Genomic DNA, 25,599 nt, shown 5'->3' with positions numbered 1-25,599 from the left:
CTTAACGCCTTTGTGACACAGATTGCATCGCAACAATCTGTGAAAGAAAAGAGGGTTGATTAAACGACTTCGAGTGACAGTTCAGCTGGCTTGTAAATAGCCAGTATATTATTGTCAGCAACAATGTCTTCAGCAAGATACATAATATCCTGTGCCGTCATCAGTTCAGGCATGCTAGCGGTATAAGTCAGCGGTTCTTCCTGCCAGTTGTTCATGATATTTCCTTTAGATGCACTTCTAAATAAGTTAATAACGTCATGTCAGATCAAATCTTGATAGCAGTCACATAATCATTCATTGCCGCTACTGCGATTGATCTTTAATGATGCTTAGCTTACTGGCCTTGTATGAAAATTTAATGAAGCAAATATGCAATGTATGTGTCAAAAGATTGTTTTTTGATGGCTGGTATAAAGCATTGAATGCGCGCAAAATAAGCGATATGGACTGCGAGAGATGAGAGCTTTACACAATGAAAACGCTAAAAGTGATAGGTCTAATGGCTGTGATATTGGTTATAAGCGCAGGCGTGCTTTACTGGCAAAATATGCATGAAGACGCGCCGGAAGTCGTGCATGGTGAGCTGGCGCAAACAATCAATCAATGCGATCTAATCGCCAGTAAGGCGGCGGCTGAGTTGCCTGAGGCGCTACCATTCCAGAAACAGGAAAAGTTTGCCAGGCAATCCCGCGTGCTGGATCGTTGCATGCAGGATAGAGGCTATCAGCAAAATCCAGCATGGGTTTCCAGTGCTAAGGCACGCGCTAGCGAGATTGCACATGCGCAAAATATTTCCCAGGATGAAGCTTTTGAAACGCTGCGCAGGCAGGCCATGTTAAAAGATGCAGGGGATGGCGCCAATTACTGGCGCCAGCGTTCATGAAAGATTAGCGTTTTTGCCCCAGGTAATCCGTTTTGCCTAACGGCACGCCGATGTGACGCAAGATGTTGTAAGCCGTGGTGATGTGAAAATAGACATTCGGCATCGCCCATTTCTGCAGGTAATCTAGTCCGGTAAAAGTCAGGTCGATTTTTCGGATTGTCAGCACCACTTCTTTACTCTCTGCGCCTTCTAACTGTGCGGGCTGAATCTTCGATAAAAAATCGATTGTTTTATCGATTCTCGCATACAGCATCTCAAAACTGGTTTCATCGTCTGCATATTGCGGGATTTCGAGGCCGGCCAGCCTGGCGCCAGCACCTTTGCTCATATCACTAACCAGCTGTACTTGCCGCGTCAGCGGATACATATCGATAGAGAGTCGGCTATTGAGTATTACCTGTGGCTCCACTTTTTTCTGCTCGGCATACAGTTCACCTTGCTGCAGGATGTGTTTCAGGTTTTGCAGGTTGCGCACCAACGGCGCGATGCTGACATCATATAAATGCATAGAGAGCGCTTTCAATATTCATAACGTCGATATTGTAACGCTTCAGCGATATGTGTATCACTAATCGTGGGGCTCTCAGCTAAATCTGCAATCGTGCGCGCCAGTTTGAGGATGCGGTGATAACTACGCGCAGACAGCGAGAATTTCTTCATCGCCGCCTGTAGCAACACATGGCTTTTATCATTTAGCTGACAGTGTGCTTCGATTTCAAGTGGTCCAAGCGCGGCATTCGGTTTATTTTGGCGCTGCATCTGCCTCTGCCTTGCCAGCATCACACGCTCCCGTATATTGACGCTGGCTTCGCCCACCTGGCTATGGCTTAACTCTTCCGGTTTGAGCGCAGGGACTTCAATGTTCATATCGATGCGATCCAGCAGCGGGCCGGAAAGCTTGTTTTTGTAACGCGCTATCTGTTCCGGCGTACAGCGGCAGCGCTGGTTATAGTGACCGTAATAGCCGCAAGGGCAGGGGTTCATGGCAGCTAGTAACTGAAACTGTGCCGGGAAGGTGGCTTGCCTGGCAGCGCGTGAAATCGTAATCGTGCCGCTTTCTAGTGGCTCGCGCAGAACCTCCAATACTTTTCTGTCAAACTCAGGCAGTTCATCGAGGAATAACACGCCATGATGGGCAAGACTGATCTCTCCCGGACGCGGCACGCTGCCCCCGCCGACCAGTGCGACTGCTGAGGCAGTATGGTGTGGGGCGCGAAAAGATCGCTGTTTCCAGCTTGAAGCGGGGAATTGGCTATTGAGTGACAAGATGGCCGCGCTCTCCAGCGCTTCCTGTGTAGACATCGCCGGCAAGATACTCATAAACCGGTGCGCCAGCATGCTTTTTCCGGTACCGGGCGGGCCGCTCATTAACAAACTATGTTGCCCGGCGGCCGCCAGCTCCAGCGCCCGCTTGGCGCGCAGTTGCCCTTTCACTTCCCGGTAGTCCGCCAATATGGGTGTTTCGCTGTGAGCCATGGCGGGTTGCTGTGACAACGCCTGTTTTTCAGACAAGTGCGCACATACGGCTAGTAGGCTGTCGGCGGCATAAATCGTTGAGCCTTCGACCAAACTTGCTTCGTATGCACTCTCTTGGGGCAGAATCGCCGCCCGTACATTTTCGGTATCCTGTCGTAATTGATAAGTCATGGCGAGTGCGCCGCGAATCGGACGCAATGCACCCGTAAGGGCCAGCTCGCCGGCAATCACATAACTGGCTAAATGCTTTTTGGGAAGCTGGCCGGAGGCGGCCAGAATGCCTAGAGCGATAGGCAAGTCATAGCGACCACCTTCTTTAGGTAAATCTGCAGGGGCCAGGTTGACGGTTATCCTTCTGGCCGGAAATTCGAATTGCGCGGTCTGGATCGCGGCGCGAACCCGATCCTTGCTCTCTTTGACCTCGGTTTCCGGTAACCCAACTATGGTAAAACTGGGCAAGCCATTAGCTAAATGTACTTCTACGACCACTTCTGGTGCTTCCATCCCGCTTAAAGCGCGACTATATAACACTGCCAGACTCATGCTGCACTCCTGCTTAACGGAATGCTAACAATTGTAAATTATTTTTTACTTTTCTGAGATGTGAGCTTGTTCCAAGGTGCTGATTTTTTCTTCCAGTACTCGTAATTGTTGCTGGGTACGGGCGAGTAAAGCCGACTGGATATCGAATTCATCGCGGGAAACAAGTTCCATTTTGGTGAGCATGCCCTGAATTAGTGCATGAATATTTGTTTCAAGCTCTGAAATTGGGCTTGATTCAATTAATTGTTTGATTTTAAAAGATAATTCTCTGATTCTCTCATTTGAAAATAACATAATTTATTGCTCCTTTTTCTGGAATTCTAGCATGTAAAGCAACAGAAAATCTAAAATTAACGCCTAATTTTTATATAAAAACTATAAAAATCAAATGGTTATAAAAGTATAAGAAATTAAAATTTTAAATAATAACTTAAATATATGATTTTAAACAATTATGTTGATTGGCACATGCTTTGCTTAGTGGTCAATGTTGTTTCATTCTCGTTTACAACAATTCGATCAAGACTTTATAGAGAGAGGACTCATAAATGCGTCAATCTATTTTACTTACAGCAGTATTAGGCACCTTGTCACTCGCACAAGTTTCTTATGCAGCTGAAGCTGAAGAAAAAGCGCCCGCGGCTGTAGAAGCAAAATCTCCATGGGCAGCGACAGCCAACATTGGCTTCGTGTCTGATTACTACGCACGTGGTATTTCACAAAACTGGCACAAACCTTCTGTACAAGGTGGCCTGGATATTACGCATGACAGCGGCTTTTACGTCGGCGCATGGGGTTCTAACGTCACACCAAACACTTTCCCTGATGCAACGGCTGAAGTTGATGTCTACGGTGGTTATAATGGGTCCGTACCTGGCGTTGAAGGTTTAGGCTACAGCGTTGGTTTGATCGGTTACCTGTATCCAGGTGGTTCATGGAAAAAATACAGAAGCTCTGCTGCTCTTGGACCAGATGGTGCAAACACTGTATTAACACCACGTGGTGGCCGCTGGGATACCGCTGAAGTTAACTTTGGTTTGGCTTATGGCTGGTTGAGCACGAAGCTTTCTGTAACATTGACTGACTGGTTTGGTGCTGAGCGCGCAACCGGCTGGGATGGAAGTACAAAAGGCAGTACTTACTTTGAAGTGAACGCAAACTATCCATTGCCATGGTGGGACCTGACACTGGTAGGTCACGTGGGCCAATTGAATGTCAATGGTAAACTGGATACTACGTTTACAAGTGATGGTGGTATCAACGGTCCAAGTACAAGCTTTTCAGGTGCTTCCAGCCCTGATTACACTGACTACAAAATCGGGTTGAGCAAAGCGTTTAAAATCGGTGCCTCTGAAGGCTGGAACGGCGGTATCTACTACGTAGGTGCCAGCAATAGGCAGTACTGGGGTGAAAACGGTTACGGCGGTACAAGCTTTAACGGTAAAGGCGATGCAACTCGTGCCCAAAGTAAAGATTTGAACGAAGGTCGCTTGGTATTTACTCTGACTCGTACGTTCTAAGTGTTGTAAAAACATAAGTGCTGTAAACACATCTGGCGGGCACGGTGCCTGCCAGAGTTAACAACAGGAGAAGCAAATGAAATTTGTGTCCGCAATAATCAAGCCGTTCAAGCTTGATGAAGTGCGTGAAGCTTTGTCCAACATTGGGGTACAAGGCATCACCGTCACTGAAGTAAAGGGGTTTGGACGCCAAAAGGGGCATACCGAGTTGTATCGTGGCGCTGAATATGTCGTGGACTTTTTACCAAAAGTAAAACTCGAAGTAGCCATTAAAGACGATATGCTGGACCAGGTGGTAGATGCCATCGAGAAAGCGGCGGCGACTGGCAAGATTGGCGATGGCAAAGTATTTGTCTTCGATTTGGAACAAGTTTATCGTATCCGCACCGGTGAAACCGGTCCGGATGCGTTATAGGAGAGGGCTTCAGCTATGAAGAAAATTCTTTCTGTATTATCGCTGGTCGCCCTGATGGGTTTGGCAGCAACTCCAGTCACCTATGCTGAAGAAACTGTGACAGAAACTGTTACTGTGACGGAAACAGTGACGCCTGATGCTGCACCTGGAGCCGAAGCGCCAGCAGCAGAAGCCGCACCCGCTGAGGCCGCACCCGCTGAGGCCGCACCCGCTGAGGCCGCACCCGCTGAGGCCGCCGCTGCACCTGCGACACTGGATGTCGGCAATACCGCATTCATGATTATCGCGACTGTGCTGGTGATCCTGATGACGATTCCTGGCCTGGCACTGTTCTATGGTGGTTTGGTACGCCAGAAAAACATGTTGTCAGTATTGATGCAGGTTTTTGTGGTGTTCTCGCTGATCTCTGTGTTGTGGGCGGCTTATGGCTACAGCCTGACATTCACTGAGGGCAATATGATTGTCGGCGGCTTGAGCAAGGCATTTTTGTCTGGCATCACGACTGACAGTTTGTCCGGCACGATCCCTGAATATGTGTTCCTGACCTTCCAGATGATTTTTGCTGCGTTAACACCTGGCTTGATCGTCGGTGGTTTTGCTGAGCGCATCAAGTTCTCTGCCGTGCTGCTATTTACTGCTTTATGGGTGACATTTGCTTATATCCCAATCGCGCATATGGTGTGGGGTGGTGGTTACCTTGCTGAATTGGGTGCCAAAGACTTTGCCGGTGGTACTGTCGTACATATCAACGCTGGTGTGGCTGCATTAGTTGGCGCATTGATGTTAGGCAAGCGTATCGGTTACGGTAAAGAAGCGATGCCTCCGCACAACCTGGTGATGACCATGATTGGTGCTTCATTGCTGTGGGTGGGTTGGTTCGGCTTTAACGTAGGTAGCGAATTGGCTGCAGATGCGACTGCCGGTATGGTATTGATTAATACCCAATTGGCAACAGCTGCAGCGGTCATCGGCTGGATCTTTGCTGAGTGGCTGTTCAGAGGCAAGCCAAGCATGTTGGGTGCTGCTTCAGGTGCGGTTGCTGGCCTGGTAGCAATTACACCGGCATGTGGTTTCATCGGCCCTATGGGTTCTATCATCCTCGGTTTCACTGCCAGCTTCGTAAGCTTGTGGGGCGTGACTAAACTGAAAGGCGCATTGGGTTACGACGATTCACTGGATGTATTCGGTGTGCACGGCCTGGCTGGTATCTGGGGCGCGGTAGGGACTGGCGTACTGATGGCGCCTGGCCTGGGTGGTGTAGGCTATGCTGAAGGCGTAACCATGGGCGGTCAAGTAACTACTCAAATCATCGCTGTAGTCGTAACGCTGATCTGGACTGGTGTTGTAAGCGTGATTCTGTATAAAGTGGTTGATGTCGTAGTGGGTCTGCGTGTTAGTGAAGAGTACGAGCGCGAAGGCCTGGATACAACTGAGCACGGTGAGCGTGCGTACAGCCTCTAATATAGTGATAGATCGCAGTAATTAATTTCGAACCTGGATTGCAGGCAAGATAGGAAAAACGGCTCTTCTTGAGCCGTTTTTTTTGGAACTTAATCCATACTGTCACACACCAATGCAGTGGGCCTGAATTACAATAACTTTATTATGGCAAAAGCACAGTCCGAATTAACACCTCTTCAACGAGTTTCCCAGTTAATCAGTTTTGAAAAACAGGATATCCTGTTATTGGTTTACCTGACCATGGGCTATGGCCTGTTGGGCATCGCGACCCCTGTCGCGGTGCAAACCATGGTCAATCTGGTGACCATGGGTGGCGTATTGCAACCGCTCTACGTCGTCGGGTTTATCCTATTCTGCCTGCTCGGTCTTTCCGGCGCCATCTACGTCATTGAAAGCTTCCTGGTGGAACTGATCCAGCGGCGGATTTTTGTGCGTAATAGCTTATTGATAGCGCACAACACCCAACAAATCCATATATCTGTTTACGATAAAAACAACCCAGTTGAGCTGGTCAACCGCTACTTCGATATCCAGACGGTCCAGAAATCCGTTGCGACACTGCTTACCATTGGCCTGACAGCCTTATTGCAAGGCTTGATAGGCAGCATTGTGCTACTTTTTTATAGCCTGTATTTTGGCATCCTGGTCATTATTATGCTGGTCGTTCTGTGGGCAGTGATTTTCTGGCTCGGCAAGCAGGCCGAACTGACTGCAATACAAGAATCCAAAACCAAATACACCATGGCTGCCTGGCTGGAGAATATTGCCAGAAACAAGTGGTTGTCCAAATTTTATGGCGCCCGGCAACGTACCCTTAAAACTACCGAGCATCTGGCCGAGTATTACCTTAACGCAAGGACTGATCATTTTCGCGTGTTAATGACGCAGCTCATCAGCGCTGTCAGCATGTATGCGCTGATAGGTACTGGTATGCTGGTTCTGGGTGGTACGCTGGTGATCCAGGGCCAAATCAACCTCGGCCAGTTTGTGGCTGCCGAGTTGATCATTTTTGGCGTGCTGTCAGCTTTTGTACGCTTTATCACCAAGCTGGAATACTTTTATGATCTACTTGCCGCGGTAGACAAGCTCGGTGTGCTGGAAACCTTGCCAGTAGAAGTGTCAGGCGAGCATCAATCAAACGAAAATGGCTACCGCGAATTGCAGGTGGTCGATTTATGTTATCAGCACCAGCAGCAAACGGTGCTGGTGAACAACCTTAACTTTACCCTGCGGCGCGGACAGAGCCTGGCGATTCTTGGGGCATTGGGGACCGGCAAAAGCACTTTGCTTGAGCTGATCACAGGACTGCGTCAACCGGCCCAAGGGCATTTGACTTACAACGGCATTGATCTGCGCCAACTGGATCTGGATCATTTGCGTGACCGTATCGGTGTGGCGGGCAAGGTAGAATGGCAGCAAGGTACTATCCTCGATAATTTGCGCTTGACCCGAAATGATATTGAGATTGACGTCATTGTCGATGTATTGCAGATACTGGGGTTATGGGAAGACATCAGTAAGCTTGAGAATGGGATAGAAACCGAACTGACCGACTATGGCGCCCCCATGTCTTACACGCAACTTCAGCGGTTGATGATGGCGAGGGCAATTATCGGCGCTCCGGATTTGATGATTATCGACGGGTTGCTTGATGGCTTGGCCCAGTACGAACTGGATCAGGTGCTGGCAATGCTGAAACGCTACGAGGCAAACTGGATGCTGATTGTGACTACTCGCTTCAAGCATATTGCAGAGCAGTTCCAGCAGGTGATTACCCTGGAATCTGCCAATAATAAGCCAGGCAGCAACGGCAAGTCAGGGGCTGAACATGCAAATTAAGCTGCCCACCCCTCTGGTACGCGGCGTTGAAACACCAGAGCGCTTACGCCTGTGGATCAAGCGCATGGCCTGGCTGTTGCTGGTATTGCCGACCATCTTTATGTTTTTACCGTGGCAGCAAAACGTGACGGCCTTGGGTAAAGTTACGGCTTATTCTCCTTCGGAGCGTGTGCAAACCATAGATGCGCCGGTAAGTGGCTTGATCAATCGCTGGCATGTGCAAGAAGGTACTCAAGTCAAAGAAGGCGATTTGCTGCTGGAAATCAGTGATACCGACCCTAATTTCAAGCAGCGCCTGGAAGCACAAAGGGACAATCTGCAAAGCAAATTCATGGCTAAGCAGGATGAGTTGAGTGCTTATGAATTGCAAAAACAAAGCCTGACCTCCGCCCGCGATGCCAAAATCGCCGCTGCCCAATACAAACTTGATGTCGCCAACCAAAAAATCCGCAGCAGTCAGGAGGCGGTGAATTCTGCACAGGCCACACTTGATGCAGCCAGTTCGCAAGTGGCGCGGCTGCAACGTTTATTTAATGACGGTCTTGTGTCCAAACGTGACTTGGAAGTAGCCGAACGCGACCATATTATTGCCAGTCGTAACTTAAATTCGGCGCAGGCACAGCTGCAATCCGCGAAGGCAGAAGCCAGTTCTGCCGGTGCCGATATTCAGCAAATCCGCTCCGATACCCAGGCTTACCTGGACTCCACTTCTGCGACCATCAATAAGATTAAAGGTGAAATGGCCGATAGTGAAAATAGCCTGCATAGTTCCGAAATCTCGTTAGCACGGCAAAACATGCAAAAGATCGTTGCACCGCGTGACGGCACTATTTTCCGCTTGCCGGTGAATTCGCAATCACAAATCATCAAACAAGGCGACCCCTTATTGATCATCGTGCCGCATACGTCACAACGTGCCGTCGAGTTGTGGGTCGATGGCCGGGATGCCCCTTTGATTACCCAGAAGAGTGTCGTTCGTCTGGAGTTTGAAGGTTGGCCTGCTATTCAGGTGCCGGGCTGGGCACAGGTGGGCGTCGGTACCTTTGAAGGGGAAATTTCTTTTGTTGACCCTACCGATAATGGCAGCGGTCACTTCCGCATTATGGTTGTGCACAAACCCGGCTCGCCAGAATGGCCGTCACCGAGATTCTTGCGGCAGGGTATCAGTGCCAAGGGTTGGGTGTTGCTGGAGCGCGTCACTATCGGCTATGAACTTTGGCGTTTGTTGAACGGCTTTCCACCGCGTATCCCGCATGAGTTAACACCGTTGAACACTGGGACGGCTAAACCAGCATGAGGGATAAGACCGGCATTTGGCACTCTGCCATTCTATGGATGATGATCAGTGTAGGCAATCAGGTTTTCGCAGACGAAGTCAGTGATACACGCACCCGGCAACGGTTGGAAAAGCCTGAAGGCAGGGCACTGGAAGAATATAGTCAGCAACCTCCGCAACCCTTGCATGATGCGGTTAAGCTACAGCAACGCAGGCCTTCAGTCTCGGTAGACCTCAAGCGGGCTTTGCTGCCATTTGATAATCCTGAAGACGACAGCATGCTGCCCGAAGCGCCAGGTCAGCAGGTCACCATTGCCGATATCCGCCAACGTGCACTGCAAAACAATTTACAGGTGAAAGTCGCCCGGATGGATCCTGAACTAGCCAAACAGTCATTGCGCGAAGAGCAGGCCAAATTTGACCAGGTGATTTTCGCTTATGCCAAATATGCCGAGAAAGACACGCCACCGATGTCTGGTGACAAAGTGATTTTCAAATCCGACAATCCGTTGCTGGATGGTGAATTGGCTAAATTAAACCTCGATGCCCAGAAAAAAGAATACTGGGATGTGGAGGCTGGCATCAAGGTGCCATTGCGTACCGGTGGTACCGTAACCCTGAGTGCGCCGCTGGAAAACCGGCAAAGTCTGGGTAAATTTGCCAGCGACCAATACCGTAGTGCGCTGCGTTTTTCCTTTAGTCAGCCGTTGTTGCGCAATGCCGGGCGTGATGTGAATGAGGCCAGTATCCGCATAGCCGAACTCGACCGGGATGGGGTGCAATTGCGCACCCGTTTGCAGACGATCCGCATTGTGGCGATGGTGGATAAGGCTTATTGGGAGTTATACGAAGCCTGGGCGGCGCTGGATGTCCGGAAAAACCAGTTTGAATATGCCAGCCAGAATATGGCTATGGTCAAACGCCGGGTGCAGGAAGGCCTGACGGCTGCGGTCGAAATCAACCGCGCTGAAATTGGCGTGGCAGATCGCATGGAAGCACTGATTGTCGCTGAAACCAATCTCAAGCTTGCCCATAGACAATTACAGTTTTTATTGAATGATTTGCCGGATGATCAGGAAAAACAATCGCCCTGGGTGCCCGCCAGTCCGCCAAAGCTGGTGAAATTCGAATTTAACCGTGCGCACTTGATCCGCGATGCACTGGACAGTCGTATCGAGTTGCTGGATCAGGAACTCAAGTTAAGTGCTGACCTGATTCAAATTGATTATCTGCAAAACCAGACTTTGCCGATGTTTTCGCTCGATTATCAATATGGTGCTTTGTCCGGCTCAGGTGAGCGCTTCAGTGATATCGGCCAGGATTTGTTTGATGGCCGTTACCGCGACTGGTCATTAGGCTTAAAGTTCGAGATGCCGGTAAGCAATGAGGCGCGCAAAGCCAAGCTGGATCGCGCGATTGCGCAGCGCATGCAGCGTTTAACCACCAAGACGCTGCAGACATTGACGGTCAAGCGCGAGATTCACGATGCACTCGATAAGATAGACCAGAACTGGCAACGGATTATCGCGGCACGCCAGCAGGTATTGGTCGCGGGAATCAACTACGAAGCAGAGCTCAAACAGTTTAATGAGGGACTGCGGACCATGACAGAAGTGCTGGAAACACTGACTCGACTGGGTGAGGCGCAAATGAAGGAAATCCGCGCCATCAGTGATTACCAGATATCGCTGGTCGATGTGGCGTATGCGACCGGTACGGTATTAGGTCACGGCCAGATTAGCTTGCAATAAGCTATTGATTTGGCAATGGTGTATTCATTGACTGTTGCGAACGCACCATCTCGCTAAACTGCGATAAATTCATCCGGTTTATGCCGGACTTCTCGCCATTTTTACGTGGCGCTGTACGGATATCATCCGCCTCAAAAATACTGATACGCTGCGTACCAAACCGGGTTTCTACGAGCACCACAGGCACACGCTTACGCACCAGGTCATGTTTCTGCTTGCCTGGGCGATCTGACATCCGGTATTGCTGTTCGTCGCCGTGGTAAGGGATATTCTGGTTCAGCAAGTATATTTCCAGCTCCTTTGCGCTTTCGGCGAACACATGGATATCCGTATCTGCATAAGGTCCGGCAGTGCCGTCTAGTACAGGGCCGGTCAGGTGCGGATTAAACTTTTGCAATAACTGCATGGTCAGCAGTGCGGCCTGCCTCAGATCATGCAAATGGGCGGCATCGGCCTCATCGGCATAAAGCGCGTGGTATTGGCGCAAAGCTGTATCTATCTCTGCATTTGTCGGCAACGGGGCATCCTGCTGTATCCCCAGCAGTTTCACCGCTTTGCGCTTGGCGCGCCCATAGTCGCTAATGCCTTCTTCAAACATCAGCCTGGCAGCCGATTGCGCTATTTCCTGGCGCAGGTCACTTGGAAAATCGTCAAACATAAACGCGCTTTTACGAATCAGTATCTAGTTAGGACTCAATAATTTTGCAGCAGGGTTGACCGGTACTTTTCTGTCTTCATCACCGCCGGAATGTTCACCAATTAAACGTTCCAGAAATGAAGGTTCATCCTGTTCCGGGGCTTGCTCGCTCTCCGGGTCAAACAATCCGGGCAGGTTTTCCGGTTGCGATTGTGGCAAGTGTTCTTCATAGAAGTACTCATAAATGCCCTGGTCATCCTCGTCGATTTGCGCGCCGGTGTAAGCATCTACTTTCAGTTGCAGTATACCTTCAGGTACTTTGTACTGATAAATCGGCACGCCTTTCAGTGTAGCCTGCATATACTTGATCCAGATTGGCAAGGCAGCACGCCCCCCGGTTTCACCACGCCCCAGGTTACGCGGGTTGTCATAACCTACCCAGGCTATCGCGACTTCTTTCGGATGATAACCGGCAAACCAGGCATCAAACTGGTCATTGGTGGTGCCGGTTTTACCTGCAATATCAGGGCGGCGCAGGGATAATGCAGCTCGTGCCGTACCGTCACGCACCACATCTTGCAGCATACTTGTCATGATGAAGGCATTACGCTGGTCTATAACGCGCTCTTGCGAAATATGCTTGCCTGGTTGCACAGCCATCACAACCTTGTCACGACTATCCGTGATTTTTTCAATCAGGTAAGGGTGCACCTGGTAACCGCTGTTGGCGAATGTCGCATACGCGGCGGCTAGCTGCCAGGAAGTGGTTGAACCTGCACCCAGCGCCGTTGATAAATACGGCGGATGGTCCTTCGGATTAAAGCCGAATTTACGCAGGTAGTTTTGCGCATAACGCGCACCGATGGCATTCATCAGGCGGATAGAAATCGTATTCTTTGATTGTGCCAAAGCTTCACGCAAACGCATAGGCCCTGCGTACTTTTCATCGTAGTTGCGTGGCTCCCAGTTACTGTTGCTGCCGGTTTCGGTCGAGGCAAAGCTGATAGGCGCGTCTTCAAATACGCTGGCTGGTGAATACCCTTTTTCTAGCGCAGCAGAATAAATAAACGGCTTGAAACTCGAGCCTGGTTGGCGACGCCCTTGCGTTACATGGTTATATTTATTGCGCTGGAAGCTAAATCCACCGATCAATGCATTCACCTGCCCAGTTTCCGGATTGAGGGCAATGAAACCGCTTTCCACCTCGGGTAACTGCACCACCATCCAGTTATCGTTTTGCTGGTAGACGCGAATGACTGAACCTGCGGTGAGTGTAAGTGGGGTACGCTTGGCCGGCGGCATATGATTTTTAACCAGCAAAATGGCTTTGTCCTGCAACTTGAGCACCGTGCCACGCTGAGTGACCAAAGTGAGCAAGTTGGGCTCTACCTTGGTGACCAAGGCGGGCACAAACTGGTTGTAAGTGACAAAATCACGCAGTAATTCCCTGGCTTCCGAAGCTTTCATTTTGCCGGATGGCAGGGAAATTACTTTTTCTGCGCCGCGGAACCCATGGCGCAATTCAAAGTTGATGATGCCCTGGATAACGGCTGCATTTGCCGCTTCCTGATGCTGTTTATGGATGGTGGTGTAAACCTTGAATCCGCTGCTATAGACTTTTTCGCCATAACGTTTATACAGGCTGGTCCTGACGATTTCAGCCACATATTCTGCGCCCAGGGCTGGCACCATGCGCTTGGAAGACTGGAACTTGAGTGGTGCCTGCATGGCTTCATCGAATTCGTGTTGCGAAATCATGTTGTAGCGGCGCATGTCACGCAGGACCTCATGCTGGCGTCTGATGGCAAAGTCCGGGTGTATGTAGGGGTCATACTTGCTTGGCGCTTTGGGCAAACCTGCCAGCAAGGCGGCTTCAGCTAAATTAAGCTGCCGCAAATCCTTATCAAAATAAGTCCTGGAAGCCGCAGCAAAGCCATAAGCACGCTCGCCCAGGTAAATCTGGTTCAGGTAAAGCTCCAGGATTTTATCTTTGCTGATGGCATTTTCAATTTTAATTGCCAGTAGCGCTTCTTTAATTTTGGTCCACATGTTGCGTGGTGTTGTCGGGCTGCTGAAAAAGTTTTTCGCCACCTGCATGGTAATGGTACTGGCGCCTTCATGGCCACGCCCAGTCATATTGTTGCGGATCGCCCGCAGAATGCCAGTGGTGTCAATGCCGTTGTGCTGGTAAAAGCGTCGGTCTTCAATCGCCAGGATGGCATCTTTCATGACCTTGGGTGTTTGTTCAATCGGCACAAACGCGCGTCTTTCCTGGCCAAACTCACCAATCAGGTTGCTTTCGGCATCGTAAATCCGCAGCGGTAATTTGGGGTGGTAATCGGTCAGCGCTTCAAGCGACGGCAGCGAAGGGTAAAGGATACTAATCATCAATACCAGTAGTGCTGCGACGATCAAACTGCCGATGATGGAGATAAAAAGAAAAGACTGTAGCCAGCGTTTTGAATTCATGCCTAGTGTTGCCATCGTGAGAATTACCCCTGAATTGTAATCTTTTTTTGCCGATGCATTGGCAGTTAATTATGGAATCATGCAAATAGTCGGGGCCCGTCTCGCGATGGGTGTAGCAGTAATTCACTAACACATTTAAAAGTGGAGTGGTTGGCACGGTTGATGCATAACCCTCTAAGCATTTAATTCTATTTAAGGGCGATTCAGTTGAGCCTAGGCTTTTTACAACGCAAAAAAACCAGTTTTATCGGTGTGGATGTCAGCGCAACCGCCATCAAGATGGTGGAGTTAACGGCGATTGGCAAGCAGCAGTTCCGACTGGATGGTTACGCCAATATTGCCCTGCCTAAAGGTGTAATCAGCGATGGCAATATCAATGATTTAACCCAGGTGGCAGACACCATACGTTCTACATGGCGATTGCTGGGTTCGCGTGCGAAACAGGTAGTCATGGCTTTGCCCGCATCGGCAGTGATTTCTAAACGTGTGATTATGCCTGCAGGCTTGAGTGATGAAGACCTCGAATTACAAGTTGAGGCTGAAGCGAATCAATACATTCCTTTCCCGCTCGACGAGATGAATCTGGATTTCCAGGTACTGGGGCCGATTGGTAAGAGCACGGACGAAGTGGAAGTGCTGATTGCCGCCGCTAAAAAAGAAAAGATTGATGACCGTGTGGCAGTGGCAGAAGAGGCTGGCCTGAAAGTCAGCATTATGGATGTGGATGCTTACGCTACTGAAACGGCTTACCGCCAGATTTTCAGGCAATTGCCCGGCCATAACAAAAAGACGGTCACCATGATTCTCGATATAGGTGCGCATGTTACCCATATCAGCGTGATGGTTGGATTGCATTCCGTTTATTCGAGAGAACAAGCATTCGGCGGTGCCATGCTGTCACAAGAGATACAGCGCCGGTTTGGCCTCTCGGCTGAAGAAAGTGAAATTGCCAAACGCCAGGGTGGATTGCCGGATTCGTATGACCAGGAAGTATTGCAGCCGTTTCTGCAAACTCTGGCAGGCGAGGCAGCACGTGCGGTTTCTTTTTTTACCAACTCTACCCAGTACAGCAAAGTGGATCACTTGCTGCTGGCTGGCGGTGTTTCTGCAACAGAAGGCCTGGCTGCGCTTATTCAGCAAAAAACCGAGATACATACACTGGTTGCCAATCCGTTTCAAGGCATGACGCTGGTGAATAAAGTAAAACCATCGCAACTCGAAACCGACGCCCCTGCATTGATGATTGCCTGTGGCCTGGCATTGCGGGGTGTAGACGCATGATTAAGATCAACCTGTTACCGCATCGCCAGATTCGCCGTGCCGAACGCCAGCGCGAGTTTGGCCTGCTGGCATCACTGGTCGCGATTGCGGCAGCCGCGATAGTGTTTGTCAGCTGGAGTTATATCAACGCCCAGATCCGCACCCAGCAGAATCGTAACCAGCGCTTGCAGGATGAGATGGTGAGGCTGGATAAGGAAATCGTCATCATCAAAACCTTGAAAGAACAGATCCAGCATGTACTGGAGCGCAAGCAAATTGTTGAAGGATTGCAGAGTGACCGAAACCAGGCGGTACAGATACTGGATGAACTGGCAAGGTTGTTGCCGGAAGGCGTGACACTGAAAAGCATCAAGCAGATTGAGAATGAGATAGAGCTGAAAGGCACTGCTGACACCAACAGCCGTGTGGCTTCGTTAGTGCATAACCTGAGCGGGTCTTCTGTTATCCATAACCCTAACCTGGTGGAGATCCAGGCGAGTAATTCTGCGCAGGATCTCAAGATATATGAATTTGTTATCAGGATCACGCTCAAGCAGGATCAACCCGCTGGTAACCAAGCCGAGCAAAAGCCCGCTTCGCCAAAAGGATAGCCCGCATCATGCAACTTTCGGATTTTAATAATATAGATTTAAAAAATGCCGGCAACTTGCCATTGCCCATGAAAGTGGTGCTGTTAAGCATACTGGCTGTGATGATTCTGGTACTGGGTTATATGTTTTTACTGAATCCCAATCTTAAAGAACTGCGTGCTGAAAAAGAAAAAGAGCAAGGCTTACGCGATGAGTACCTGGCGAAAAATATGCAGGCCATCAAGATTAAAGCCTATGAGCAACAAGTTCTGGAGATTCAGCGTACGTTTGGCGTATTGCTGAAACAGCTGCCGGATAGGTCGGAAATGGATGGATTGTTAACCGATATCAACCAGGCTGGATTAAGTCAGGGATTATCTTTTGAAGCATTTGTCCCGCAGCCGGAGGTGTTTGCAGAGTTTTATGCCGAAAAGCCCATCAATATTAAAGTGTTGGGCAGGTATCACGAGCTGGGTGCTTTTGTCACCGAGGTGGCTAAGCTGTCGCGGATTGTGACACTACACAATTTACAAATACAGCCGATGGCTAAGGATGATAGACATCTCCATAAAGAGGTACTGGTAATGGAAGCTGTTGCGAAAACTTATCGCTACCTGGATGCGGAAGAAGTGGCTGCACGCAAGGCAAAAGAAGATGCCAAGGCGGTTAAGAAATGATACGTCATAAATATTTGTTAACGGTGATGTCGGCCATATTGCTGACGGGATGCGGTAAAGCGCAGGAGGATGACCTGACACAGTTCATGAATGACGCTAGTCAGTCTGCTTCAGCACCGATTGAGCCATTGCCGCAAGTGCAAGGTTTTTCGCCTAAACAATATAACGCAGACGCTGCTTTGCATGACCCCTTTGTGCCACGCAAAGCCACAGTAAAAAGTGCTTTGCAGCCTGATCTTAAACGGCATAAAGAGCCACTGGAAGCTTATCCGCTAGAAGGGCTCAAGTTTGTTGGTGTATTGAGCAAACAGAACAAAATATTTGCCGCCATACAAACGCCTGACAACATGGTGTACCAGGTTAAGCCTGGGCAATACATGGGAGAAAAGCTGGGGCTAATCACTTCGCTGGCAGAAAACAAACAGACATTAAAGTATGAATTAAGAATTAAAGAGACCATTCAGGACCAGGTGACCGGTGAATGGGCCGAGCAAATGACGACATTGGAATTGCAGGAACATCAATGATGAAAACATATATTTCTTTTGCTACAAAGCTAGCACTACTGTTCGTTGTGATGACAGCGCAACCGGTAATGGCTGCAGAAATGCCTGCAGGTAATAATCAACTGCAAGCCATTGAGGTAACAACGCTACCAGGCGGCCGACTGAACGTACAACTGCAAATGTCACAGCCTTTGGCCACCGCACCGGCGAGCTTTACCTTATCGAATCCACCCAGAGTCGTCTTCGATATTCCGCGCACAAGCAATGCTACCGGCAAGAATGTGGTTGCTGTTAATCAGGGCGCACTGAAAACTGTGCAGATAGTGCAGGCAAATGATCGAAGCCGGGTCGTGCTGAATCTGTCTAAACCGGTGCAACATCAGTTGCAATTACAGCAAAGTGCATTGGTGATTGCACTTGCTCAAGAAAGCGGCGAATTGGCCCCAGCAACTGCAGCTGCGAAACGATTCTCCGAACCTGTCGCGCTTGCTCAGCATCGTGTTCAGAATATAGATTTTGTACGGGGAAAAAATGGTGAAGGACGCATTGTAGTAGACCTCTCCGACAGTCATGTAGGTGTGAATGTGCGGAATGCCGGTAAAACAGTGGTGATTGATTTCACCAACACTGAGTTACCAGAGTCGTTGCAGCGCCGCCTGAATGTAATCAACTTCAACACACCAGTGCTCTATGTAGATGCCCTGCGCCACAATAACCAGGCACAAATTGTGATTGAGCCGCAAGGTGATTGGGAGCAGTCTGCCTATCAGGCTGACCGCAAGCTGGTAGTGGACATCCGCCCATTGGTAAAAGACCCTAATAAGTTGATCCAGGGCTCTAAACAGGGCTATGCTGGTGAAAAATTGTCGCTTAACTTCCAACGTGTGGATGTAAGGGATGTGCTGAAAGTTATTGCTGACTTCACCGGTAAGAATATTGTGGTCAGTGACTCGGTTTCGGGCAGTGTAACGATAGGCTTGAAGGATGTGCCTTGGGACCAGGCTTTGGATGTCATTATGCAAAGCAAGGGCCTGGATATGCGCGTCAATGGCAGTGTGATTTCTATTGCCCCGGCAGAAGAATTTGCTGCTAAAGAAAAAGCGCAATTGACTGCAGATGCCGAGCGGGAAACGCTGGAGACCTTGCGGACCGAAGTTTTTTCACTCAGGTACCAGAAGGCGGCTGATTTCAGAAGTATGTTGCTGGGAGGCGGGCCTGGTATGGCAGCTGGGGCATCAACCGGAAGCTCTACCGGATCTTCTGCGGGGCGAATGAACCGCATCCTGTCACAGCGAGGCAGCGTCACTTTTGACGTACGTACCAATACGATTTTTGTCCAGGACACACCGAAAAAACTGGAAGAGATTCAGGCAATCATTAACAAGGTAGACGTACCAGTGAAACAGGTGATGATTGAATCGCGGATGGTGATCGCCTCCAACACTTTCTCGAAAGCCTTAGGCGCACGTTTCGGGATTACCCAAACGGGAACGCCAGGCAGCAATACCAATATGACAGTGAGCGGCTCTTTAGGCAACCGCTTCACCGAAATTTCAACTACAGGTGTGGCGACGCAAGGTACACATAACGGCAGTATCCAGACCGCGAGCAATAATGGCAGTACATTGACCAGCTCGGATGGCCTGCCTGATTTGATGTCCAACCTGCCAGTGACCAATGCTTATGGTGGCATTGCCTTAAGCCTGCTTAAATTGTCAGCCAACTTGCTGTTGAATCTTGAGTTGTCTGCACTGGAAGCCGATGCTCGCGGTAAGGTAATTTCGAGCCCGCGCGTGACTACTGCCAACCAGCAAAAAGCACGTATTGCTCAAGGCGTGGAAATCCCTTACCAGACAGCGACCAGCAGTGGTGCAACAGCGGTAAGCTTCAAAAAAGCTGAATTGAGCCTCGAAGTCACCCCCCAGATTACCCCAGACCAGAAAATTATTATGGATTTGGATGTACGCAAAGATAGTAGAGGGGAAACGCTGCCCGGTGGTGTCGCAATCAATACCCAGAACGTGCAAACACAAGTGCTGGTAGGCAATGGTGAAACGGTGGTTCTAGGCGGTATCTACGAGCAAGTATCGCGTAAGGCTACTGACAAAGTACCGTTCTTTGGCGATTTGCCAGTGGTTGGGTACGCGTTCAAACGCAATACCAAGCAGGAAGACAAAACGGAGTTGCTGATTTTCATCACACCTAAAGTTATGGATGAAACGCTAGCCTTGAACTAATTACCTGTTGCAAACCCCGCTGTTACTGACAGCGGACCCTCTTTGCCTTAAAATGCCCAACTGGATCGGTTGGGCTTTTTTATGGGTGAGCGTATACCAAATAATATTTTTTTAATCGGTTTAATGGGTGCAGGCAAAACCACAGTTGGCAAATTGATTGCCAAAACTCTGGGTAAAACCTTTTATGATACCGACCACGTGATCGAGCAGCGCACCGGCGTTAAAATCCCCACTATCTTCGAGTTGGAAGGGGAGGCTGGCTTTCGCAAGCGCGAAACGTCCACGTTGGAAGAGTTTGGACAGCAGGATAATATCGTGCTGGCTACCGGAGGAGGGGCGATTATCGCTCCGGAAAATCGCGCCATACTAAAAAAATATGGTTATGTGATTTACCTGCGTGCCAACGTCAATGAGCTGTATCTGCGTACCCGCAACGATAAAAATCGCCCTTTGTTACAAAACGTAGATGTAAAAGCCAAGCTGGAGCAATTGTTTCATGCCCGTAACCCCCTATACACCGAGACTGCCGATCTAATCGTCGATACCGGGCATCAACCGGTGACCGTCATTATTCATAAAATAGAAACTGCATTGCGCGCGCTGGAGTCATCATGCAAACCCTAACTGTTAGCCTGGCTGACCGTAGCTATCCCATTCATATCGGCAACGGCCTTTTAGGGCAGGTCGATCTGATTCTGCCGCACCTCAAACGCAAGCAAGTGGCGATTGTCAGCAATACCACCGTAGCACCTTTGTACATGCATGCGCTTGCCCAGCCTTTAAGAGATGCTGGCGTGAGTGTGATTGAAATTATTCTGCCGGATGGCGAGGCGTATAAAAATAACGATACCCTGCAGATTATCTATGATCATTTGCTGCAAAACCGCTGTGAGCGTAATACCACGCTAATCGCATTGGGTGGCGGCGTCATTGGGGATTTGACCGGTTATGCGGCGGCGACTTATTTGCGCGGCGTACCATTTATCCAGGTGCCTACGACTTTACTATCACAGGTGGATTCCAGTGTCGGTGGTAAAACCGGTATTAACCACCCATTGGGTAAAAACATGATAGGCGCGTTTTATCAGCCAAAACTGGTATTGGCTGATATTGATACGCTAAAAACATTGCCGCAACGTGAGTTATCTGCAGGTGTCGCTGAAGTGATCAAGTATGGCCTGATCCGCGATGCCGATTTTTTTGACTGGCTTGAAACCAATATGTCTGCATTGATGGCATTGGATCCTGCCGTCGCTAGCTATGCCATTTATCGTTCATGCCAGAACAAGGCTGAAGTGGTCGCGGCGGATGAGCATGAGCAAGGTGAACGAGCCTTGCTAAATCTGGGCCATACATTTGGCCATGCCATTGAAAATGCCATGGGTTATGGCGTGTGGTTGCATGGTGAAGCGGTGGCGACCGGAACTGTGATGGCGGCAGACTTGTCCCAACGCATGGGCTGGCTGAATGCTGCAGAGGTTCAACGTATCAAAGCAATTCTGCAAGCCGCTAAATTGCCGCTCGATGCGCCAGACTTTGGCGCTGAAGAGTACTTGCGGCTGATGCAGCTGGATAAAAAAGTATCGGATGGCCGCATTCGGCTTATCCTGCAACAAGGCATAGGCAAGGCAGTGATTACAGCCGATTATGATGCCGATAAACTCAAGCAGACACTGTCACAGGCTGCCTGATACCAATAGAGATTAAAGATTAAAATGACCTTAACACGCTTTGCAGCGCATCCCGAACAAACGCGTGGCCGCAAGGTCGTTGAGCAAGAGTCACCCACGCGCAATGTATTCCAGCGTGACCGTGACCGCATTATTCACTCTACCGCTTTTCGCCGCCTGGAATATAAAACCCAGGTGTTCGTAAACCATGAAGGCGATCTGTTCCGCACCCGCCTGACCCATAGCATTGAAGTCGCTCAACTCACGCGCGGAATTGCTCGCACTTTGGGCTTGCATGAAGATCTGGCCGAAGCAATTGCGCTGGCGCATGATCTTGGGCATACGCCATTTGGCCATGCCGGGCAGGATGCGCTCAATGAATGTATGCGTGACTTTGGTGGTTTTGAGCATAACTTGCAGTCTTTACGGGTAGTAGATTTACTTGAAAACCGCTACGCAAGCTTTGATGGCTTAAACCTGACCTTTGAAGTGCGTGAAGGCATCCTCAAGCATTGTTCCAAAAAAAATGCCGAGCAGTTAGGCGATGTCGGTGAGCGTTTTTTGCGCAAAGAATCTCCCAGTCTTGAAGCCCAGGTTACCAATTTTGCCGATGAAATTGCCTACAACAATCATGATGTAGATGACGGCCTGCGCTCTGGCCTGATTACAATACAGCAGCTATCCGATATCCAGCTGTTTGCCGAAAATATGGCAGAAGTGAAGCACCTGTATGGCGAAATTGAAGAAAAACGGTTGATCCATGAAACTGTACGTCGCATGATTAATGTGCTGGTGGTGGATTTGTGTGAACAAAGCCAGCAGGCGATTACAAAACTCAATCCTGCCACCATTGACGAGGTACGCAAAGCGCCGTATCTGGTAGGGTTCAGTCAAGCGATAGCTGATAAGAATCTGGAACTTAAGCAATTTTTGCGCACGCACTTGTACCAGCATTACAAAGTTAACCGCATGAGCGCCAAGGCTAGACGGATTATTGAAGAGTTGTTTTCCGCTTTTATGCAATCACCCAAATTAATGCCGGATGAACATCAGCTTGCGGCCAAACAGGATCAGGCACGAGCGGTTGCTGACTACATTGCCGGCATGACAGACCGTTATGCCATTCGCGAGCACAAGCGACTTTTTTCTGTTGATGAAAATTGGTAAAGCTGGCTTGAAGGAAAAGTCCAGCTAGGTGACTAGTCAGAGATAACTGTTGCAGCCTTGACGCTATTTAAATGCCTAAGTTGAAAGGCTAAGCTACAAATAAAAAAGCGAGTGGGCAATAACCACTCGCTTTTTTGCTCGTCACTATTTATTTAGCGACTTGCCTTTCACGCATTTCATCCAGCGTTTTGCAATCAATACATAATGTTGCAGTCGGGCGTGCTTCCAGGCGTTTAAGGCCAATTTCAATCCCACAGCCCTCGCAATAACCGTAGTCACCACCCTCGATATTGCGCAATGTCTCGTCAATCTTCTTGATCAACTTACGCTCGCGGTCACGGTTACGCAACTCTAAAGCCATGTCCGATTCCTGGCTGGCACGGTCATTCGGGTCGGCAAAGCTGGTCACTTCATCTTGCATGGTATGCACCGTGCGGTCGATATCGTGACTGAGTTCTGCTTTCCAGTTATTCAGGATCCTTTTGAAATGTTCCTGCTGTTTTTTGTTCATGTACTCCTCACCGGTCGCTGGCTGGTAAGGGGTAAAAGATTTGTTAACGGTGTCTGCCATGATGGTTCCAAAGGACGAAACTACTTGATATTACTTGCCTCAAGGGCGCTTTTTATTGCATTACGTTAATCAATAATCGCGCGAGTTTACACCGATTTTATAGGCTTGCAAAGTATCTTTCTCGATGCGTGGCATCCAGTTACTTCTGTTCTCTCAGTTCCAGAGCCTTCAGTGTGTTTTCCATCAGCGTGGCTACCGTCATCGGGCCCACACCACCAGGCACTGGAGTAATATACGCAGCCCGTTGCTTGGCAACTTCAAATTCAACGTCGCCGGCAAGTTTGCCATCAGGTAAACGGTTAATGCCGATATCCACCACAATTGCGCCAGGCTTAATCCATTCGCCTTTAATCAAGCCAGCTTTCCCGGCCGCCGCGACTACGATATCGGCCCGCAGCAGGTGTGCGGCCAAGTCCTTGGTATGACGGTGGCAACTGGTCACTGTGCAGCCTGCCAGTAACAGTTCAAGCCCCATCGGGCGGCCTACATGGTTGGAAACACCCACCACCACAGCATCCAGCCCTTTGAGGTTAATGCCGCTGGCTTGCAGCATTTTAATAACGCCATAAGGTGTGCAAGAACGTAATTGCGGCTGACGCACAGCCAGTAAACCAATATTGTAAGGATGAAAGCCATCCACATCTTTAGCCGGGTCGATCAATGCCAGAATGGCGGTTTCATCAATATGATGCGGCAGAGGAGACTGCACAAGAATGCCGTCTGTACTGGGGTCTTGATTCAATTGTTGAATCAGGCTGAATAACTCAGTTTGTGAAATGCTGGATGGTAATTTGTGCGCTTTGGAAACAATGCCCACTTTTTCACAGGCAATCTGTTTGTTGCGCACATATATAGCAGAAGCGGGATCATCACCCACCAGTACAACCGCCAGACAAGGCGCACGTTTACCGGATTTCAGGCGTTGGTCAATGCTGCTTTTTATATCGTCTAAAAGTTGACTGGCAATTTGCTTACCATCAATAATGTGTGCGCTCATGAGCAAAAAATCATCGTTAAAAATAGAATTTTATCACATCAACATTGACACGATTTCAGAAAATCGGTTATATTCCTGCTTTCGGCGTGTAGCGTAGTCTGGTAGCGCGCCTGCTTTGGGAGCAGGATGTCGGGAGTTCGAATCTCTCCACGCCGACCAGTTTCTCTGGATTGCCCAATCGTCATGTAACACCTATCTGCTCGTAGCTCAACTGGATAGAGCACCAGCCTTCTAAGCTGGGGGTTACAGGTTCGATTCCTGTCGGGCAGGCCAATTAAAAGTCTCTATGGTGGCTGTAGCTCAGTTGGTAGAGTCCAGGATTGTGATTCCTGTTGTCGTGGGTTCGAGCCCCATCAGCCACCCCAACTTCTTTCCTCAAAAGCTAAACTCCAAATTAATTGAAAATATTGGCTCTTTTTGCCAATAACTGTGCGCATCGCTGCTGATAAAGTGTTCGTAAATCCCTACGCCGAACACATGACTACTCCCCTAAATCTGAGCAATTTTATGCAGAGTCTTACTGATCTTACCAAGGTCAGGGAGAGTCTTGCGCTGGATCCAGCCTTGCTATCGCTCATGCAGCACTGGTTAAATGTTTTTGCCACCCAAAGTGAACCGGTCAGGATGCAAGTGTTATCCCGGCGCCAATTGATGTCTGTTATCGATGCTTTTGAAAGCAATGATAAACCTCTGGCATTTGAGGGCTGGGAATCCGAAAACTATGCATTACTGCTGGCATGTATGGATAAAGGCGCGCAACAGTATGAATGCATAGAAACGAATAACGAAAAGCTGCATATTTTTCCTCTGCAACAAAGCATTGCACACAAGCATGCCATTTTGCTGATACAGCATGACACGCTGGATAGCAAAGCGGTTGACCTGATCAAGCAATGTCTGGATATGTTCCACCACTATGCCAGTCTGATTATTGAGAATGAGCGCGACGCATTGACCGGTTTGCTTAACCGCAAAACCTTTGATCATTGCGTCAGCAAAATTTTGTTCAATGATTACAAGCCTGAATTCAAATTTCCGCTGCATCATTTCCTGGCGATTTTTGATATCGATTTTTTCAAAAAAATTAACGATACCTATGGTCACCTGATTGGGGATGAAGTCTTGCTGCTGCTTTCAAGGCTGATGCAAGAAACTTTCCGTGAAGGCGATTTACTATTCCGTTTTGGCGGTGAAGAGTTTGTCGGTGTGTTTTCCTGCGCTGAAGAGGATGATATCGTTGGCTTGATGGAGCGCTTCAGGGAAACGTTGAATGCACATGTATTTCCGCAGGTGGGCCAGGTTACCATGAGTGTTGGGTGTTCAAAAATGGCGCTCAATATCCTTCCTAATACTGTGCTCGAACGCGCGGACGAAGCGTTGTATTACGCTAAAGAACATGGCCGTGACCAGATTTGCTTTTACGAGAAACTGGTAGAAAGCGGCAACATCCAGGACAGCACTATTGAGGGTGATATAGAGTTGTTCTAAATATTTAGTCCTTCTTTGCTTTCTTACATATAGATCCGAAACACTAATAAACTCCCTGAAAGTTGACATCTGTTATTAACTATATTTAATATATGTTAATAATAATCAATTTAAAAGGGGAGAGCATGCGCCTTGCTGCCATGCTACTGATGTGTTTTTGCTTGAT

24 protein-coding genes and 3 tRNA genes are annotated in these 25,599 nt (G+C 49.0%); 19 read left to right on the top strand and 8 right to left on the bottom strand.

The annotated features are described in order from the left end of the window. Positions 1-59 precede the first annotated feature (59 nt). A complete protein-coding gene (locus tag LPA26_RS09670) occupies positions 60-215 on the bottom strand; it encodes a hypothetical protein (protein WP_200934447.1) in 156 nt (51 codons plus the stop codon). Positions 216-499: 284 nt separating this feature from the next. On the opposite strand from LPA26_RS09670, the gene LPA26_RS09665 reads away from it, so the two are divergent. Next, on the top strand, positions 500-883 hold the full coding sequence (locus tag LPA26_RS09665; RefSeq protein WP_229008142.1) for a hypothetical protein: 384 nt from the start codon (positions 500-502) through the stop codon (positions 881-883). Positions 884-887: 4 nt separating this feature from the next. On the opposite strand, the gene LPA26_RS09660 is transcribed toward LPA26_RS09665, so the two are convergent. Genes LPA26_RS09660 through LPA26_RS09650 form a run of 3 tightly spaced genes read right to left on the bottom strand, consistent with a single transcriptional unit; the run spans position 888 to position 3,196 of the window. Then, entirely contained in the window at positions 888-1,391 is a 504-nt protein-coding gene (locus tag LPA26_RS09660) for a DUF1993 family protein (protein ID WP_229008141.1), read from the bottom strand. 11 nt (positions 1,392-1,402) lie between these two features. Continuing rightward, positions 1,403-2,902, bottom strand: a complete 1,500-nt coding sequence (locus LPA26_RS09655; protein ID WP_229008140.1) for a YifB family Mg chelatase-like AAA ATPase — start codon at positions 2,900-2,902, stop codon at positions 1,403-1,405. A 45-nt stretch (positions 2,903-2,947) separates the two neighbouring features. Continuing rightward, positions 2,948-3,196, bottom strand: a complete 249-nt coding sequence (locus LPA26_RS09650) for an accessory factor UbiK family protein (protein ID WP_229008139.1) — start codon at positions 3,194-3,196, stop codon at positions 2,948-2,950. A 254-nt stretch (positions 3,197-3,450) separates the two neighbouring features. On the opposite strand from LPA26_RS09650, the gene LPA26_RS09645 reads away from it, so the two are divergent. The 6 genes from LPA26_RS09645 to LPA26_RS09620 all read left to right on the top strand — a co-directional run bounded on the left by LPA26_RS09645 (position 3,451) and on the right by LPA26_RS09620 (position 11,164). Continuing rightward, a complete protein-coding gene (locus LPA26_RS09645; RefSeq protein ID WP_055830442.1) occupies positions 3,451-4,422 on the top strand; it encodes a TorF family putative porin in 972 nt (323 codons plus the stop codon). Positions 4,423-4,498: 76 nt separating this feature from the next. Then, the gene (gene glnK / locus LPA26_RS09640) at positions 4,499-4,837 is read left to right on the top strand and encodes a P-II family nitrogen regulator (protein WP_018986930.1); all 339 of its coding nucleotides are present in this window, start codon (positions 4,499-4,501) and stop codon (positions 4,835-4,837) included. A 15-nt stretch (positions 4,838-4,852) separates the two neighbouring features. After that, complete coding sequence (locus tag LPA26_RS09635) at positions 4,853-6,298, top strand: ammonium transporter (RefSeq protein ID WP_229008138.1); 1,446 nt, start codon at positions 4,853-4,855, stop codon at positions 6,296-6,298. Positions 6,299-6,442: 144 nt separating this feature from the next. Next, positions 6,443-8,137: a peptidase domain-containing ABC transporter gene (locus tag LPA26_RS09630; RefSeq protein ID WP_055868831.1), complete on the top strand. Its 1,695-nt coding sequence runs from the start codon at positions 6,443-6,445 to the stop codon at positions 8,135-8,137. Then, entirely contained in the window at positions 8,127-9,434 is a 1,308-nt protein-coding gene (locus tag LPA26_RS09625) for an HlyD family secretion protein (protein WP_229008137.1), read from the top strand. Before LPA26_RS09630 ends, LPA26_RS09625 begins: the two co-directional genes overlap by 11 nt. Further along, positions 9,431-11,164, top strand: coding sequence for a TolC family protein (locus LPA26_RS09620; protein ID WP_229008136.1), 1,734 nt, complete (start codon positions 9,431-9,433; stop codon positions 11,162-11,164). The genes LPA26_RS09625 and LPA26_RS09620 overlap by 4 nt, the downstream gene beginning before the upstream one ends. A gap of 1 nt (position 11,165) precedes the next feature. Here LPA26_RS09620 and LPA26_RS09615 read toward each other — a convergent pair whose 3' ends face one another. Then, positions 11,166-11,822, bottom strand: a complete 657-nt coding sequence (locus tag LPA26_RS09615; protein ID WP_229008135.1) for a hypothetical protein — start codon at positions 11,820-11,822, stop codon at positions 11,166-11,168. A 24-nt stretch (positions 11,823-11,846) separates the two neighbouring features. Then, on the bottom strand, positions 11,847-14,285 hold the full coding sequence (locus tag LPA26_RS09610; protein ID WP_229008134.1) for a penicillin-binding protein 1A: 2,439 nt from the start codon (positions 14,283-14,285) through the stop codon (positions 11,847-11,849). Positions 14,286-14,477: 192 nt separating this feature from the next. Between LPA26_RS09610 and LPA26_RS09605 the strand changes: the two genes are divergently transcribed. The 8 genes from LPA26_RS09605 (at position 14,478) to LPA26_RS09570 (ending at position 22,377) form a co-directional block, all read left to right on the top strand. Then, the gene (locus LPA26_RS09605) at positions 14,478-15,551 is read left to right on the top strand and encodes a pilus assembly protein PilM (RefSeq protein ID WP_055830429.1); all 1,074 of its coding nucleotides are present in this window, start codon (positions 14,478-14,480) and stop codon (positions 15,549-15,551) included. Then, positions 15,548-16,141: a PilN domain-containing protein gene (locus LPA26_RS09600; RefSeq protein ID WP_055868840.1), complete on the top strand. Its 594-nt coding sequence runs from the start codon at positions 15,548-15,550 to the stop codon at positions 16,139-16,141. Before LPA26_RS09605 ends, LPA26_RS09600 begins: the two co-directional genes overlap by 4 nt. Before the next feature lie 8 nt (positions 16,142-16,149). Beyond that, positions 16,150-16,797, top strand: a complete 648-nt coding sequence (locus LPA26_RS09595; protein WP_229008133.1) for a type 4a pilus biogenesis protein PilO — start codon at positions 16,150-16,152, stop codon at positions 16,795-16,797. Next, positions 16,794-17,324, top strand: coding sequence for a pilus assembly protein PilP (locus LPA26_RS09590; protein ID WP_229008132.1), 531 nt, complete (start codon positions 16,794-16,796; stop codon positions 17,322-17,324). Before LPA26_RS09595 ends, LPA26_RS09590 begins: the two co-directional genes overlap by 4 nt. Continuing rightward, complete coding sequence (gene pilQ / locus LPA26_RS09585; RefSeq protein ID WP_229008131.1) at positions 17,321-19,540, top strand: type IV pilus secretin family protein; 2,220 nt, start codon at positions 17,321-17,323, stop codon at positions 19,538-19,540. Before LPA26_RS09590 ends, pilQ begins: the two co-directional genes overlap by 4 nt. An 81-nt stretch (positions 19,541-19,621) precedes the next feature. Further along, the gene (locus LPA26_RS09580) at positions 19,622-20,164 is read left to right on the top strand and encodes a shikimate kinase (RefSeq protein WP_229008130.1); all 543 of its coding nucleotides are present in this window, start codon (positions 19,622-19,624) and stop codon (positions 20,162-20,164) included. Continuing rightward, positions 20,152-21,231, top strand: a complete 1,080-nt coding sequence (aroB, locus tag LPA26_RS09575; protein ID WP_055868847.1) for a 3-dehydroquinate synthase — start codon at positions 20,152-20,154, stop codon at positions 21,229-21,231. Before LPA26_RS09580 ends, aroB begins: the two co-directional genes overlap by 13 nt. A 24-nt stretch (positions 21,232-21,255) precedes the next feature. After that, positions 21,256-22,377: a deoxyguanosinetriphosphate triphosphohydrolase gene (locus LPA26_RS09570; RefSeq protein WP_229008129.1), complete on the top strand. Its 1,122-nt coding sequence runs from the start codon at positions 21,256-21,258 to the stop codon at positions 22,375-22,377. A gap of 148 nt (positions 22,378-22,525) precedes the next feature. On the opposite strand, the gene dksA is transcribed toward LPA26_RS09570, so the two are convergent. After that, entirely contained in the window at positions 22,526-22,948 is a 423-nt protein-coding gene (dksA, locus tag LPA26_RS09565; RefSeq protein WP_229008128.1) for an RNA polymerase-binding protein DksA, read from the bottom strand. Positions 22,949-23,087: 139 nt separating this feature from the next. Continuing rightward, entirely contained in the window at positions 23,088-23,945 is an 858-nt protein-coding gene (gene folD / locus LPA26_RS09560) for a bifunctional methylenetetrahydrofolate dehydrogenase/methenyltetrahydrofolate cyclohydrolase FolD (protein ID WP_055830412.1), read from the bottom strand. 82 nt (positions 23,946-24,027) lie between these two features. Here folD and LPA26_RS09555 point away from each other — a divergent pair. The 4 genes from LPA26_RS09555 to LPA26_RS09540 all read left to right on the top strand — a co-directional run bounded on the left by LPA26_RS09555 (position 24,028) and on the right by LPA26_RS09540 (position 25,433). Then, positions 24,028-24,104: transfer RNA gene (locus tag LPA26_RS09555), tRNA-Pro, on the top strand. 37 nt (positions 24,105-24,141) lie between these two features. Beyond that, positions 24,142-24,218 (top strand) — tRNA-Arg (locus LPA26_RS09550). A 16-nt stretch (positions 24,219-24,234) separates the two neighbouring features. Continuing rightward, positions 24,235-24,310, top strand: a tRNA-His gene (locus LPA26_RS09545). 142 nt (positions 24,311-24,452) lie between these two features. Then, positions 24,453-25,433, top strand: coding sequence for a GGDEF domain-containing protein (locus LPA26_RS09540; protein ID WP_229008127.1), 981 nt, complete (start codon positions 24,453-24,455; stop codon positions 25,431-25,433). Positions 25,434-25,599: the final 166 nt, after the last annotated feature.

Origin of the sequence: Methylophilus sp. Leaf408, from assembly GCF_916856905.1 — a bacterium.
GTDB lineage: Bacteria > Pseudomonadota > Gammaproteobacteria > Burkholderiales > Methylophilaceae > Methylophilus.
This window is presented reverse-complemented; position numbering and strand designations above follow the sequence as displayed.